We start from the raw sequence: 13,835 nt of genomic DNA on the forward strand, positions 1-13,835 counted from the left end.
CTAGACGTCGAAACCGAGGCTGAGCTTGCGCAGCAGCGCGGCCAGGCGCTCGCGGTCCCCGCGCGACAGCGTCGCCAGCAGCACCGCCTCGGCGTCGACCAGACGCGTGATGGCGGCATCCACCCGCGTCCTGCCCTCGTCGGTGAGCGTCACCAGGATGCTGCGCCCGTCGTCGGGGTCGGCTTCCCGGCGCACCAGCCGGCGGCCGACGAGGCGATCGATGCGGTTCGTCATCGTGCCGCTCGAGACCAGGGTCTGCTGAAGCAGCTGCTTGGGACTGAGCTGGAACGGCTCGCCGGCGCGCCGCAGCGCCGAGAGCACGTCCCACTCCCACGGCTCGAGGTCACTGCGGCGGAAGGCGTCGCGTCGCGCGCGATCGAGGTGCCGCGACAGCCGGTCCACCCGCGAGAGCACGCCCAGCGGGGAGAAGTCGAGATCGGGGCGCTGCGCCGTCCACGCCTCGACGATGCGGTCGACCTCGTCGCTCTCCTTGACCATGCCCCCATTATCGAGGTCCGTCGCTCGCCATCCTGCCGTGGCAGACTTGACGGCGGCCGCACGACGCGGCGATCCGCCGTGGTGTAACGGCAGCACGACAGCCTTTGGAGCTGTGAGGCCCAGGTTCGAATCCTGGCGGCGGAGCATGACCCACAACACCGACGATCGCCGTCTCGCCGTCATCGTCCTGGCCGCCGGCCAGGGCACGCGGATGAAGTCGTCCCTTCCCAAGGTGCTGCACCGCATCGGCGGTCGCACGCTCGTCGGCCACGTGCTCGACCACGCCCAGTCGCTCCAGCCCGAGAAAGTCGTGGTCGTCGTCCGGCACGAGCGCGACCTGGTCGAGACGGCCGTCCGCGACGCGGCTCCCGAAGCGGTGGTGGTCGACCAGGACGAGGTCCCGGGCACCGGCCGCGCCGTGGAGGTCGCGCTCGAGGCGCTCCCCGGCTTCGCCGGCGACGTGCTCGTGCTCAGCGCCGACGTGCCGCTGCTCGAGGTCGACACCATCGAGCAGCTTCTCGACGCCCACCGCGCGGCGGCCGCCGCCGCGACGCTCCTCAGTGCGCACCTCGACGATGCGACCGGGTACGGGCGCGTCATCCGCGACGCCGACGGCGAGGTCGCGCGGATCGTCGAGCAGAAGGACGCGACGCCGGACGAGGCATCCGTCACCGAGATCAACGCGGGCGTCTACGTCTTCCAGACGACGGAGCTGCGCAGCCGCCTCACGCAGGTGGGCACGGCCAACGCACAGGGCGAGAAGTACCTGACCGACGTCATCGGCCTGCTCCGCGAATCGAGCCTGACGGTGGCGGCCGCCGCGGCGCCCAGCGCCGAGACCGCGCTCGGCGTCAACGACCGCGTCCAGCTCAGCGAAGCCGCCCGGGTGCTCAACGCGCGCACGGTGCGCCGCTGGCAGCTCGAGGGCGCGACGATCCTCGATCCCGCGACGACGTGGATCGACGTGACGGCGACGCTCGCGCCCGACGTGACGGTGCTGCCCAACACGCACATCCTGCGCGCGACGACCGTGGGCGAGGGGGCCACGATCGGCCCCGACACGAGCCTGGTCGACTGCGAGGTCGGCGAGGGCGCCGTCGTGACGCGCGCCGACGCGACGCTCGCGGTGATCGGAGCGGGCGCGAACGTCGGCCCGTTCGCGTACCTGCGGCCCGGCACCTACCTCGGCGACAAGGGCAAGATCGGCACCTTCGTCGAGACGAAGAACTCGACCATCGGTGAGCGCAGCAAGGTGCCCCACCTGTCGTACATCGGCGACACCACGATCGGCCGGGGCGTCAACCTCGGCGCGGGTGCCATCACGGCGAACTACGACGATCTCACCAAGCACCGCACCGAGATCGGCGACGAGGTGCACACCGGCTCGCACAACGTCTTCGTCGCTCCCGTTAGGATCGGAGACGGCGCGAAGACCGGGGCCGGAGCTGTCGTCCGCAAGGATGTCCCGGCCGGAGCCCTCGCTCTCAGCGTCGCCCCTCAGCGCAACGTCGAGGGGTGGGTCGAGAAGAACAGACCGGGAACCGGCGCCGCGGATGCCGCGGCCAAGGCTCGGTCCGCACAGAAAGCGGACGATGGGGCGCAAGAAGAAGACCGTTGAGCTCGACCGCGAGAACGACATCGCGCCCGGACTGGTCGCCAAGACCAAGAAGCGGCTCGTGGTCGCGCGCGGCAGCTCGCACCCCGCACTGGCGGTCGAGGTGGCGCAGCAGCTGGGCACCGAGCTCGTGCCGACCGAGTACCGCACGTTCGCGTCGGGTGAGATCCTCACCCGCTTCGAGGTCTCGATCCGAGGCTGCGACTTCTTCCTGATCCAGAGCTTCGGCCCGCCGGTGAACGAGTGGCTCATGGAGACGCTCATCATGCTGGACGCGGCCAAGCGGGCCTCGGCCAAGCGCATCACGGTCGTGGCGCCGTACTACCCGTATTCGCGACAGGACAAGAAGGGACGCGGCCGCGAGCCGATCAGCGCGCGCCTCGTCGCCGACCTCCTGAAGACCGCGGGCGCCGACCGCGTCATGAGCGTCGATCTGCATGCCGCCCAGATCCAGGGCTTCTTCGACGGTCCCGTCGACCACCTCTTCGCCAAGCCGGTGCTGCTCGAGTACTTCGAAGAGACGCTCACCGACGACGACCGCGCCAAGCTGACGGTGGTCTCGCCCGACACCGGGCGCGTGCGGGTGGCCGACACCTGGTCCGACAGCCTGGGCGCGCCGCTGGCAATCATCCACAAGCGCCGCGACCCGAACGTCGCCAACCAGGTCACGGTGAACGAGATCGTCGGTGATGTGAAGGGGCGGGTGTGCCTCCTCGTGGACGACATGATCGACACCGGCGGCACGATCGTGAAGGCGGCGGAGGCGTTGAAGGCCAACGGCGCCGTCAAGGTCATCGTCGCGGCGACGCACCCGATCTTCAGCGATCCCGCCACCGAGCGGCTGCAGAGCGACGCCATCGACGAGGTCGTGGTCACCGATACGATCCCGATCCCCGAAGAGAAGCGCTTCCCGCGCCTGACCGTCCTCCCCATCGCTCCGCTGCTCGCACGGGCGATCCACGAGGTCTTCGAGGACGGCTCGGTGACCAGCATGTTCGACGGCGCGGCCTGACCGGTTCTGAACCATCTCGCTCGCGAGACCGTGATCTCATCCGAAGGTCGCTCATAGGGAGCGCTGTCAGGATGCGATGACGGCGCCGCCCTTCACGCGCCGGCCGGCCGCACCGCCATCGACCCCAGGAGGACCGTCATGATCCGCACCGCCGTCGCTTCCCGTCCCGTCCGCGCGGGCAGCGCCCTCGCCGCCGTCGCGGGCATCGCCCTCATCGCGGGCTGCGCTCCGTCGACGGCCGATTCCACGACGGACGGGTCCGGCGGGACCGGTTCGACGTCGGGCGACACGGGATCCACGGGCGGGGGCAGCGGTTCGTACGCCGACGGCACGTACACCGCCGAGGGGTCGTACGCGACGCCCGAGTCGGTCGAGTCGATCACGGTCACCGTGACGCTCGAGAGTGACGTCATCACCGCCGTCGAGGTCACCGGAGATCCGCAGCGGCCCGAGTCGGAGCGGTACCAGTCCCAGTTCATCGGCGGCATCTCGGACGCGGTCGTCGGGCAGGACATCGACGAGATCTCCGTCAGCCGCGTCGCCGGGTCGTCGCTGACCAGCGGCGGGTTCAACGACGCGATCGAGACGATCAAGGCCGAAGCGGCCGCGTAGACCATGGCCGGCTCCTCGCGCGGAACGGGTGAGGCGTGGCGGTTCGAGGCCATCGGCACCCGGTGGGAGGTCGTGACGGCTCGCGCGCTGGGCAAGAGCGAGCGGGCGGAGGTCGGCCGCCTCATCGAGCGGTTCGACGCGGAGTGGTCGCGGTTCCGGCCGGACTCGACGGTGTCGCTGCTCGCGACCGACGGGGGCTCGCGTCCCGCGCCCGGTGACGCCGCGCTCCTGCTCGACGCCTACGTCGAACTGTCGGCGGCGACCGCCGGCGCCGTCAATCCCCTGGTGGGGGAGTCGCTCGTCCGCCTCGGCTACGACTCCTCCTACTCGCTGACGCCGGGCGAAGCGGTCGCCGCCCCGGCGGACTGGACCCGGCGCCTCTCGTGGGACGACGGCGCTCTTCGGCTGGACGGCCCGGGAGTGATCGATGTGGGGGCGCTCGGCAAGGGCCGGCTCGTCGACCTGGTGCTCGACCTGGTGATCGCGATGGCGCCCGGTGACGTCGTCGTCGATGCGGGCGGAGACCTCGCCGTGCGTGGGGAGCCGCAGCGCGTCGGGCTGGAGCATCCCTTCGACCCGCGCCGCGTCGTCGGCGTGTGGGAGGTGACGGATGCCGCGCTCTGCGCGTCCGGGATCACCCGGCGCGCGTGGGGCGACGGGCTCCACCACGTCCTGGACGCCCGGACGGGCGCGCCGGTCCGGACGGTGGCCGCGACCTGGGCCGTCGCCGCCGACGCCATGCGGGCCGATGCCGTCGCCACCGCGCTTTTCTTCGACGGCGGGCCGCGGATCGCGTTCGACTGGCACGTGGAGTGGGTGCGCATGACCACCGACGGCCGCGTCGAGTGGTCTCCGGGCTGCAGTGCCGAGCTCTTCACCCGACCGGCTAGCGTGGGATCGTGAGCGACATGTCTTCGGGCCGCGTGGTCGCCGTCGCGCGCGACGACGAGCACCGCTTCAGCAAACCCACGCGCGAACGGATCGTCCTCGTCGCGGGCCACGGCGTCGACGGCGACGCCCACGCCGGCGCCACCGTGAAGCACCGCTCCCGGATCGCCCGGGACGCCGCCACGCCGAACCTGCGTCAGGTCCATCTGATCCACGAGGAGCTGTTCGCGCAGATGGCCCCCCGCGGCCACGGGATCTCACCCGGAGCGCTGGGCGAGAACATCACCACGGCCGGGATCGACCTGCTCGGCTTGCCGGTGGGAACGAGGCTCGCCCTCGGCGACGACGCGGTCGTCGAGCTCACCGGCCTGCGCAACCCGTGCTCGCAGATCAACGGCCTCTCGAAGGGACTCATGAAGGAGCTCGTCTTCGTCGACGATCAGGGTGAGACGGTGCGGCTGGCGGGAGTCATGTCGATCGTGGTCGCCGGGGGAGCGGTGCAACCCGGCGACGGCATCAGGGTCATCCTCCCGGCCGGCGAGCACCGACCCCTGCGGGCGGTGTGACGTGCTGACCACCCTGACCTCGGTGTGGAACCGCGTCTTCGCGCTCCTGGGCCGCGTCTCGATGTATCGGGTCGTCTACCTCGCGCTGGCCGCGCTCGCCGTGATCTCGCTCGTCCTGTCGTTCTTCGACCTGGTGTCGCCCGACCCGCTCGAACTCGTGGTGACCCTCCTCGTGCTGGCGGCAGTGTGCGCAGGAGTGGATGCCGCTGCCCAGTCGCTCCTCCGGCTGCCGTGGCGGATCGAGTCGTCGCTCATCACCGCCCACATCCTCCTGTTCATCCTGCGGCCGACGCTCGACGTCGCCGGGCTCGCCGGGATCGCGCTCGCGGCAGCGGCCGCGTCGCTGTCGAAGTATCTGCTGGCGTGGCGGGGACGGCACCTGTTCAATCCGGCGGCGGTCGGCGCCACCGTGCTCACGCTCTTCAGCCTGGTGTGGCCGGTGCTGGGCGCGTCGTCATGGTGGGTCGGAACCCCGGCCCTCGCCCTCCCTGTCGTCGTCCTGGGCCTCGCCGTTCTGTGGCGCACGGAGAAGATCCGCGTCGTGGCGGTGTTCCTGGTGATCGCGGTCGCGGTCGCCCTCCTCCGCACCGGGTCGCAGTACCAGGCTGCGGGGGTGGAGGTCGACGGCCTGACGATCTTCTGGCAGATCCTGTGGTCGTCCCCCTTCCTCTTCCTCGGCGCCTTCATGCTGTCGGAGCCCCTCACGCTGCCGCCGCGGCGCTGGCAGCAGTTCACGGTCGCGGCGGTCGTCGGCGTGCTCGCCGGCTGGCCGATCCCGGTCGGCGCCCTCACCCTCGGTCAAGAGCGTGCGCTCCTCGTCGGCAACCTCGTCGCCTTCGCCTTCGCGGTGCGCACCGCCGTGAGGCTGACGCTGGAGTCGCGCGCCGAGCCGTCTCCCACGGTGAAGGAGCTGACCTTCCGAGTGCAGGACCGGCTGTCGTTCGTTCCCGGCCAGTACATCGAGCTCGAAGTACCGCATCCGCACCCCGACGCGCGCGGCACGCGTCGGGAGTTCAGCATCGCGTCGGCGCCGGCCGACCTGCCGCTCCTGCGCGTGGCGTTCAAGGAGTCGTCGGGTTCAAAGCCGCAGAGCTCGTTCAAGAAGGCGCTCGCCCGCGTGTCCAAGGGCGACCGGCTGGCGATCACCGGAGTGTGGGGAGACTTCGTCCTTCCGAAGCGCGATGCCGCGCCGATCCTCATGGTGGCGGCGGGAATCGGCGTGACGCCGTTCGTGTCGCAGCTGCGGCAGCTGCGCGAGAGCGGCGCCGACCGCGACATCGTGCTGGTCTACGTCGCGTCCGATTCGTCGGAGCTGGTCTACCGGGCCGACCTCGAGGCATCCGGGATCCCGGTGCTCGTGTTCACGCGCGACCGGCCTTCCGATCTGCCGCCGCACTGGACGTGGGCGCGGGGCGTGAGGCTCGACGCCGAGGGGCTGCTGCGGGTGGTGCCCGACATCGCGTCGCGGCACGCCTACATCTCCGGACCGGCCGGGCTGATCGCCGACCTCGCTCCGGCGCTCGAGCGCGCCCGGTCGATCACGACCGACGCGTTCAGCGGCTACTGAGCCGAGCCCTCGTCGGATTTCGCCGGCAGCCGCACCTCGAAGGTCGTGTCGCCGGGCTCGCTGCGCACCGAGATGGTGCCGTGATGCGCCTCGACGATCGCCCGGGCGATCGACAGCCCGAGCCCGGTGCCGCCGGTCTGGCGGGCACGCGAGCGGTCGCCGCGCGAGAACCGCTCGAAGAGCTCGTCGCGCAGCGCCGGCTCGATGCCGGGCCCGTCGTCGTGCACGCGCAGCACCGCGGCATCCCCTTCTCTTGCGACGTGGACCGTCACCGTGGTGCCGGCGGGGGTATGCGTGCGGGCGTTGGCGAGGAGATTGGCGACCACCTGGTGCAGGCGCCCGGTGTCTCCGGCGATCTGCACAGGCTCGTCGCCGAGGTCGAGCACCCATGTGTGGTCCGGACCGGCCGGGCGGGCGTCGCCCACCGCCTCCACGGCGACCCGGGTGAGGTCGACGTTCCCGTAGACGAGCTCCTGGCCCTCGTCGAGCCGCGCGAGCAGCAGCAGGTCCTCGACGAGCCTCGTCATCCGCAGCGACTGCGCCTGGATCCGCTCGAGTGAGGCCTCGGTGGTCTCGATGGTGGCCGCGCCCGGATCCTGGGTGAGCGCGCGGAGCGAGAGCTCCGAGTACCCGCGGATCGACGCCAGGGGAGTGCGCAGCTCGTGGCTCGCGTCGGCGACGAAGGTGCGCATGCGCTCCTCGTTGCGCTGCCGGGCCGACAGGGATTCGCCGACGTGGTCGAGCAGCGTGTTCAGGGCCTCGCCCACGCGGCCCATCTCGGTGCGCGGGTCGGCCTGCTCCGCTGGCACCCGCTCGGTGATCGACACCTCGCCGCGGTCGAGCGGCAGCTTCGAGACCCGCTCGGCCGTGTCGGCCACCGCGCGCAGCGGTGCGAGCCCCGCTCGAATGGTCCAGGCGGTCGCCAGCGCGAGCAGGATCAGCCCGCCGGCCGTCAGCAGGGAGATCGCGATGAGCATGCGGCCGATGTCGGTGGCGACCTGGTCGCGCGCGATGCCGACGATCACGATTCCGAGAGGCGTCGCGTCGCCTCGCACGCGGAACGTCCCCACGTCGTCGATCGCGACGACGAGCGGACTCTCGCCGATGCCGTCGGCGAGCTGCTGCACCTGGTCGTCGGTGAGGGCGGTCACCGAAGAGTCGGCCTCGACCACGGCGGCGCTCGCCGGCGCGACCGGCGACTCCACCGCGAGGAGGAAGCCGGGCTGCTGCGGCTGCTCGGCCAGGATCTGCTCCGCCGTGAGCCCTGCCGCAACCTGCCGCTGGATCATCAGCGAGGTCCGCTCCAGCGCCGAGCGGACCTGATTGTTCAGGCCGTCCTCCAGCACGCCGCCCAGGATCGCACTGGTGGCCACGCCGACGAGCACCATGATGAACGACGTGATCCCCACGACCGTGACGATGAGCCGGCGCTGCAGCGTCCACGGGCGGCGAGCGGATGCTTCGACCGCGGTGGCGGGTGGAGCCGAGGCATCCGCCTCCGGCACCGCCGTCATTGCGGTGCCTTGATCATGTACCCCACGCCCCGCACGGTGTGGATGAGGGGTTCGCGGCCCTGATCGATCTTCTTGCGGAGGTACGAGATGTAGAGCTCCACGACGCTGGAGCGTCCGCCGAAGTCGTAATTCCAGACCCGGTCGAGGATCTGCGCCTTCGAGACGACGCGGCGCTGGTTGCGCATCAGGTAGCGCAGCAGCTCGAACTCGGTCGCGGTCAGCTCGATCTCGTCGCCCGACCGCTCCACCTCGTGGCTGTCCTCATTGAGGGTCAGGTCGGCCACCCGGAGGATCGGCTCGGCACCGGCCGTGTGGGCTGTGCCGGCACGCCGCATGAGGCCGCGCAAGCGCGCGACGACCTCTTCGAGGCTGAACGGCTTCGTCACGTAGTCGTCGCCGCCCGCGGTCAGCCCGGCGACGCGGTCGCTGACGGCGTCCTTGGCGGTGAGGAACAGCACCGGCACGTCGTCTCCGGACTGCCGCAGCCGCTGGAGCACCGCCATGCCGTCGAGGTCGGGCATCATGATGTCGAGCACCATGGCGTCGGGCGAGAACTCGCGGGCCGCCTGCAGCGCTTCGAAGCCCGAGCCTGCGGTGCGCACCTCCCATCCCTCCATCCGCAGCGCCATCGACAGCAGGTCGGTCAGCATCTGCTCGTCGTCGACGACGAGGACGCGAAGGGACGAGCCGTCGGGGCGCAGCAGCGAGGGAGTGGCAGTGCTCATGGGTCCATTGTGCTCGGCTTCCTATGGCCTTCCTATGGAGACCGCTATGGGGTCGCTGTGAGTGCGGGCTGCGCGCTCATAAGGTCCGCATAGGTCGCGCTGAAGCGACCCATGGGGTGCGTCTCTAGCGTCTCTCGCGACGGCCGGCACCTCGCCCGCCGGGAGGAGACCCCATGTACGGAACGTATCTGCGGCGCGAATTGGCGGGCCGCAAGAAGCAGACCATCATCGTCGCCGTCGGGCTGGCGATCGCCATCGCCCTGGTGATGATCGTGAACTCGCTCGCCGCCGGTGTGCGCGACGCGCAGGCCGATGCCCTGCAGTCGGTGTACGGCGTCGGGACCGACCTCACGGTCACCGGCGCCACGGCCGAGCCCGGCGAGGGCGGCGGCCAGATGTTCGAGTTCGGCGCGGACGCCGGCGAGACCGGCGACGACGGTTCCACCGAGCTCAGCCAGTCGCGGCTGGTGACCGAGCCCATGCGCGCCAGCCTCGACTCCGACGTGCTCGATACGGTCGCGTCGGTCGACGGCGTCTCGGCGGCGTCGGGCGCGCTGTCGCTGTCGAACATCACCTTCTCGGGCGAGCTCCCGGAGCCGCCCGCCGAGGGCACGGAGCCGGGGACGGGCGGCCAGGCACCCGGAGAAGGCGGCGGGTTCGGCGGCGGCTCGTTCGACGTCGATTCCTTCACGGTCCTCGGAATCGATCCGGCCGGATCGTCGGTCGGCCCTCTCTCGGCGGTCAGCGTGAGCGACGGGAGGGCACTCGAGTCCGCCGACTCGGGTGACGACGTCGCCGTGCTCGACGCCACCTACGCCCAGACGCAGGAACTCGCCGTCGGCGACACGCTCGACGTCGGCGGCCGGGAGTTCGAGGTCGTCGGGATCGTCGCCTCCGCGTCGAGCGAAGCTGACACCGCGGCGAACGTGTACATCCCGCTCGATGTCGCGCAGGAGCTCTCCGAAGCGGGCGACGTGGTGTCGACCGTGTACGTGCAGGCGGAGTCCTCGGATGCGATCGCCGCCGTGAAGGAGAACCTTGAAGAGGCGCTGCCCGACACGACGGTCAGCTCGCAGTCCGACCTCGCAGCCACCGTGTCGGGATCGCTGTCGAGCGCCTCGTCGCTCATCACGAATCTCGGCACGTGGCTCTCGGTCATCGTGCTCGTCGTGGCGCTGGCCCTCGCCGTGCTCTTCACGATGTCGGGGGTGTCCCGGCGCACGCGGGAGTTCGGCACCCTCAAGGCGATCGGCTGGTCGAACGGCCGCGTCGTCGGTCAGGTCGCGGGCGAGTCGGTCGTGCAGGGCCTGATCGGCGGGGCGGCGGGACTCGTGCTCGGCTTCGCGGGCATCGCCCTCGTCAACGCCATCTCACCCACCATCTCCGCGGCGCCGTCCGGACCGAGCATGCCGGGCGGTCCCGGCGGCGACATGGTGGCGCCCGCGGGCGGCCTGTTCTCGCAAGAGACGACCGAGATCGTGCTGCAGGCGCCGATCACCCTCTGGGTCGTCCTCGCGGCCGTGGGACTCGCCCTTCTCGGCGGGCTCGTCGCCGGTGCGTTCGGCGGCTGGCGGGCGGCGCGGCTGAGCCCCGCCGAAGCGCTCCGCTCGGTCGGCTGAAGCATCCGACCACCACACACCCATCACTGACAGGAGACACGACCATGACCATGATCGACACCGAGGCGACGAACGGGACGGATGCCCCGTCCCCGGCGCTGTACCGACTCGCGGGCGTGACCCGCACCTACCGCCAGAGAGACCGCATCGTGAAGGCCCTCGCGGGCGTCGACCTCACGATCGCCCAGGGGGACTTCGTCACCATCCAGGGCCCCACGGGGGGCGGCAAGTCGACCCTGCTCCAGCTGCTCGGCGCGCTCGACCGGCCGACGGAGGGATCGGTGGTGCTCGGCGAGGTCGACCTCGCCGGGGCGTCGAACGCCGAGCTGGGCGCCGTCCGCGCCCGCGACATCGGCTTCGTCTTCCAGGGGTTCAACCTCATCCCCACGCTGACCGCGTCCGAGAACGTCGACATGGCGCTCGAGCCGCTAAAGCTCAGCCGCCCGGAGCGGGCGGAGCGCGTCGCGCAGGCACTCGCGCACGTCGGCCTGCTCGACCGCGCCGACCATCGGCCGAGCGAACTCTCCGGCGGTCAGCAGCAGCGCGTCGCGATCGCCCGCGCGATCGTCAAGCGTCCGCGCGTGCTGCTGGCCGACGAGCCCACGGGCAATCTCGACGAGGCGATGCGCGACGAGATCCTCGCGGTCCTCGAGACCCTGTGGGGCGAGGGACTCACGCTCATCGTCGTGACCCACGACTCGGCCGTGGCTCGGAGGGCAGGGCGCCGCCTGCGCCTGGAGCGCGGCACGGTGCGCGACATCACCCGATGACGAGAAGGGGCGGTCGGCTGCCGTCAGCCGGCCGCCCTCGCGTGCGCCGCGATGCGGTCGAAGACCGCGTCGAGGTTCTCGTCCACCTGCTGGAGCTCGGGGTGCGCGTCATGGTGGGCGACGATGCGCCGCGCCCCCTCATCGAAGGTGATGGTCGTGCGGAACTCGGGGACGAGCGTCGTCACCTTCGTGTTGTCGAAGACCATCGAGTGCGCCTTGTCGCCGAGCAGTCCCGGCCCCAGCTCCGGTTCGAAGGCGGCGATCGTCTCGGAGGCGACATGGACGAACTCGGGCGAACGCACCCCCGCGGCGTCGGCGAGCGCCCCGTAGATGCTGTTCCAGGTCGGGGCGTGCGACCCGGTGATCGTGAAGGCGTCGCCGATCGCCTCGGGGTTGGCGAGGAGGCCGGTGAAGGCCACCGCGAAGTCGTCGGAGTGGGTGATCGTCCACAGGCTCGTGCCGTCGCCGTGGATCACCACCGGGCGACCCTCCCGCAGGCGTGCGATGTCGGTCCAGCCCCCCATCGTGGGGATCATCCGCTCGTCGTAGGTGTGAGACGGGCGGACGATCGTGACCGGCAGAGCGCGGTCGCGATGAGCGGCGACCAGCAGATCCTCGCAGGCGATCTTGTCGCGGGAGTAGCCCCAGAACGGGTTGCGCAGGGGCGTCGACTCGGTCACGGGCAGCCGCCGCGGAGGCTTCTCGTACGCGGACGCGGAGCTGATGAAGACGTACTGCCCGGTGCGACCTTCGAACTGTCCCAAAGCCGTGCTCACGTGCTCGGGGGTGAACGACAGGAAGTCGGCGACCACATCGAACTCCCCGGCGCCCGCCAGCGCATCCCTCAGCGAGGCGGCATCGCGGACGTCGGCGACGAGCTCGCGCACGCCGGCCGGAAGAGGACGCCGCGAGGATCCCCGGTTGAGCACCGTGACGTCGTGCCCCCGCGCGAGGCTCCGCCGCACGCACGCGGCGCTGATGGTTCCGGTCCCGCCGATGTAGAGCACTCGCGTCGTCATCTCTCGACCCTAGTCGCGCCCGGCGATGCGACGGGCGATCCCGGGTGCGCGCACTTCCCCTGGCGCGATGTCGGCGCCGACCGTTACCGTGACCCGGGTGACGGATCTCTCTCTCCAGAACCTGCCCGCCGGTACGGTCGTCCAGCCCGGCGACGACGAGTGGGACGCCGCGCGCGCCTTCCACTCCGGAATCGGCGAACCCACGGTCATCGTGCGCGCCGGCACCGTCGACGACGTCCGCTCGGCCCTGCGCTACGCGGCGGCCGAGCGGCTCGAGGTCATGGTCCGCGGCGGCGGTCACAGCGCCTGGGGTGCGGTTCCCGGTGGCCTCACGCTCGATCTCGCCGCCCTCGACGATGTCCGGGTCGACGGCACTCTCGTGCACGTCGGCGGGGGAGCGACGTGGGGAGCCGTCGCGCATGAGCTGAGCGAGCACGGGCTCGGCATCAGCTCGGGCGACACCGCGTCGGTGGGCGTGGGCGGGCTGACGCTCGGCGGCGGGATCGGCTGGATGGTGCGGGCGTGGGGGCTCGCGGCCGACCAGCTCGTCGGAGCGCAGCTCGTCACGGCGCGCGGCGACGTGATCGAGGTCATCGAGACCGCCCACCCCGACCTCCTGTGGGCTCTGCGCGGGGGCGGCGGCAACTTCGGGGTGGTCACGCGATTCGACTTCCGCGCGCACCCGCTGACCTCGGTCGTGTTCGCGACGCTCGGTGCCGGCGACGACGCGCGCCGACTCCTCCGGGTGCTGCGCGACACCATGGCGCAGGCGCCCCGCGAGCTCACCGTGACCTACATGCACGTTCCGCCGATGGACCCGAACGCCCCCGCCGGCGCCACGGTCACAGCGTGCTGGATCGGTGACGACGAAGACGCCGCGCGAGCCGCGCTCGCTCCGATCCTCGCTGTCGACGGCGTGACCGAGACCGAGTTCGGGGTGCGGTCCTATCCCGACATCCTCATGGACATGCCGGCCGCCGATCCCGACCAGCCGATGCCGGGGTTCGTCGGCGGCAACACACTGCTGCGCGACCTCACGGACGACGCCATCGAGCGACTCGTGACCTTCCGCGAGTCGAACGCCGCGTCGGTGCTGTTCCTTCGGTCGCTCGGAGGCGCCTTCGGCGACGTGCCGCAAGACGCCACGCCGTTCCCGGGTCGCGGTGCGACGTGGTTCGCGATGGCCGGGGCTTTCGACGTGCCGGGGCTCGTCGACGACGACACCAGGCCGGCGATCCAGGCCAGCTGGGACGCCATCGAAGCGCTCGGAGACGGGCTCTACGGCAACTTCACGGCCTCCACCGACGCCGGGCTGGTCTCGCGGATGTATCCGCCCGAGACGATGGCCCGGCTGGCGGCCATCAAGCGCCAATACGACCCGCGGAACCTGTTCTGCCGCAACCACAACGTCGCCCCGGCGTGAGCTGCTC

13 protein-coding genes and 1 tRNA gene are annotated in these 13,835 nt (G+C 71.2%); 10 read left to right on the forward strand and 4 right to left on the reverse strand.

Annotated elements, in window-relative coordinates:
• Entirely contained in the window at positions 1-498 is a 498-nt protein-coding gene (locus tag ACFUTX_RS04170) for a MarR family winged helix-turn-helix transcriptional regulator (RefSeq protein ID WP_378860921.1), read from the reverse strand.
• A 72-nt stretch (positions 499-570) separates the two neighbouring features.
• On the opposite strand from ACFUTX_RS04170, the gene ACFUTX_RS04175 reads away from it, so the two are divergent.
• The 7 genes from ACFUTX_RS04175 to ACFUTX_RS04205 all read left to right on the forward strand — a co-directional run bounded on the left by ACFUTX_RS04175 (position 571) and on the right by ACFUTX_RS04205 (position 6,758).
• Positions 571-642, forward strand: a tRNA-Gln gene (locus ACFUTX_RS04175).
• A gap of 1 nt (position 643) precedes the next feature.
• Positions 644-2,116, forward strand: coding sequence for a bifunctional UDP-N-acetylglucosamine diphosphorylase/glucosamine-1-phosphate N-acetyltransferase GlmU (gene glmU / locus ACFUTX_RS04180; protein WP_378860922.1), 1,473 nt, complete (start codon positions 644-646; stop codon positions 2,114-2,116).
• On the forward strand, positions 2,091-3,125 hold the full coding sequence (locus ACFUTX_RS04185; RefSeq protein WP_378860923.1) for a ribose-phosphate diphosphokinase: 1,035 nt from the start codon (positions 2,091-2,093) through the stop codon (positions 3,123-3,125). Before glmU ends, ACFUTX_RS04185 begins: the two co-directional genes overlap by 26 nt.
• A gap of 138 nt (positions 3,126-3,263) precedes the next feature.
• Positions 3,264-3,737, forward strand: a complete 474-nt coding sequence (locus ACFUTX_RS04190; protein WP_378860924.1) for a hypothetical protein — start codon at positions 3,264-3,266, stop codon at positions 3,735-3,737.
• Positions 3,738-3,740: 3 nt separating this feature from the next.
• Positions 3,741-4,640 (forward strand): FAD:protein FMN transferase, encoded by a 900-nt coding sequence (locus ACFUTX_RS04195; RefSeq protein ID WP_378860925.1) that lies wholly within the window; start codon positions 3,741-3,743, stop codon positions 4,638-4,640.
• 5 nt (positions 4,641-4,645) lie between these two features.
• Positions 4,646-5,191: an MOSC domain-containing protein gene (locus tag ACFUTX_RS04200; RefSeq protein ID WP_378861058.1), complete on the forward strand. Its 546-nt coding sequence runs from the start codon at positions 4,646-4,648 to the stop codon at positions 5,189-5,191.
• 1 nt (position 5,192) lies between these two features.
• Positions 5,193-6,758, forward strand: a complete 1,566-nt coding sequence (locus ACFUTX_RS04205; protein WP_378860926.1) for an FAD-dependent oxidoreductase — start codon at positions 5,193-5,195, stop codon at positions 6,756-6,758.
• On the opposite strand, the gene ACFUTX_RS04210 is transcribed toward ACFUTX_RS04205, so the two are convergent.
• Positions 6,752-8,272, reverse strand: a complete 1,521-nt coding sequence (locus ACFUTX_RS04210; RefSeq protein WP_378860927.1) for a sensor histidine kinase — start codon at positions 8,270-8,272, stop codon at positions 6,752-6,754. The genes ACFUTX_RS04205 and ACFUTX_RS04210 overlap by 7 nt on opposite strands.
• Positions 8,269-8,997, reverse strand: a complete 729-nt coding sequence (locus ACFUTX_RS04215; RefSeq protein WP_378860928.1) for a response regulator transcription factor — start codon at positions 8,995-8,997, stop codon at positions 8,269-8,271. Before ACFUTX_RS04215 ends, ACFUTX_RS04210 begins: the two co-directional genes overlap by 4 nt.
• Before the next feature lie 173 nt (positions 8,998-9,170).
• Between ACFUTX_RS04215 and ACFUTX_RS04220 the strand changes: the two genes are divergently transcribed.
• On the forward strand, positions 9,171-10,616 hold the full coding sequence (locus ACFUTX_RS04220) for an ABC transporter permease (protein WP_378860929.1): 1,446 nt from the start codon (positions 9,171-9,173) through the stop codon (positions 10,614-10,616).
• 44 nt (positions 10,617-10,660) lie between these two features.
• Positions 10,661-11,386: an ABC transporter ATP-binding protein gene (locus tag ACFUTX_RS04225; protein WP_378860930.1), complete on the forward strand. Its 726-nt coding sequence runs from the start codon at positions 10,661-10,663 to the stop codon at positions 11,384-11,386.
• A gap of 23 nt (positions 11,387-11,409) precedes the next feature.
• Here ACFUTX_RS04225 and ACFUTX_RS04230 read toward each other — a convergent pair whose 3' ends face one another.
• Positions 11,410-12,405, reverse strand: coding sequence for an SDR family oxidoreductase (locus ACFUTX_RS04230; RefSeq protein ID WP_378860931.1), 996 nt, complete (start codon positions 12,403-12,405; stop codon positions 11,410-11,412).
• A gap of 97 nt (positions 12,406-12,502) precedes the next feature.
• Between ACFUTX_RS04230 and ACFUTX_RS04235 the strand changes: the two genes are divergently transcribed.
• Positions 12,503-13,828, forward strand: a complete 1,326-nt coding sequence (locus ACFUTX_RS04235) for an FAD-binding oxidoreductase (protein ID WP_378860932.1) — start codon at positions 12,503-12,505, stop codon at positions 13,826-13,828.
• The last annotated feature ends 7 nt before the right edge of the window (positions 13,829-13,835 follow it).

Source organism: Microbacterium sp. NPDC057407 (assembly GCF_042803895.1).
Classification (GTDB): domain Bacteria; phylum Actinomycetota; class Actinomycetes; order Actinomycetales; family Microbacteriaceae; genus Microbacterium.

What these genes read in the sequence shown, in the direction of transcription:
- ACFUTX_RS04230 (WP_378860931.1), bottom strand. Translation starts at nt 12,405, where the DNA reads ATGACGACGCGAGTGCTCTACATCGGCGGGACCGGAACCATCAGCGCC.
- ACFUTX_RS04195 (WP_378860925.1), top strand. Translation starts at nt 3,741, where the DNA reads ATGGCCGGCTCCTCGCGCGGAACGGGTGAGGCGTGGCGGTTCGAGGCC.
- ACFUTX_RS04185 (WP_378860923.1), top strand. Translation starts at nt 2,091, where the DNA reads ATGGGGCGCAAGAAGAAGACCGTTGAGCTCGACCGCGAGAACGACATC.
- glmU (WP_378860922.1), top strand. Translation starts at nt 644, where the DNA reads ATGACCCACAACACCGACGATCGCCGTCTCGCCGTCATCGTCCTGGCC.
- ACFUTX_RS04220 (WP_378860929.1), top strand. Translation starts at nt 9,171, where the DNA reads ATGTACGGAACGTATCTGCGGCGCGAATTGGCGGGCCGCAAGAAGCAG.
- ACFUTX_RS04215 (WP_378860928.1), bottom strand. Translation starts at nt 8,997, where the DNA reads ATGAGCACTGCCACTCCCTCGCTGCTGCGCCCCGACGGCTCGTCCCTT.
- ACFUTX_RS04210 (WP_378860927.1), bottom strand. Translation starts at nt 8,272, where the DNA reads ATGACGGCGGTGCCGGAGGCGGATGCCTCGGCTCCACCCGCCACCGCG.
- ACFUTX_RS04200 (WP_378861058.1), top strand. Translation starts at nt 4,646, where the DNA reads ATGTCTTCGGGCCGCGTGGTCGCCGTCGCGCGCGACGACGAGCACCGC.
- ACFUTX_RS04170 (WP_378860921.1), bottom strand. Translation starts at nt 498, where the DNA reads ATGGTCAAGGAGAGCGACGAGGTCGACCGCATCGTCGAGGCGTGGACG.
- ACFUTX_RS04190 (WP_378860924.1), top strand. Translation starts at nt 3,264, where the DNA reads ATGATCCGCACCGCCGTCGCTTCCCGTCCCGTCCGCGCGGGCAGCGCC.
- ACFUTX_RS04225 (WP_378860930.1), top strand. Translation starts at nt 10,661, where the DNA reads ATGACCATGATCGACACCGAGGCGACGAACGGGACGGATGCCCCGTCC.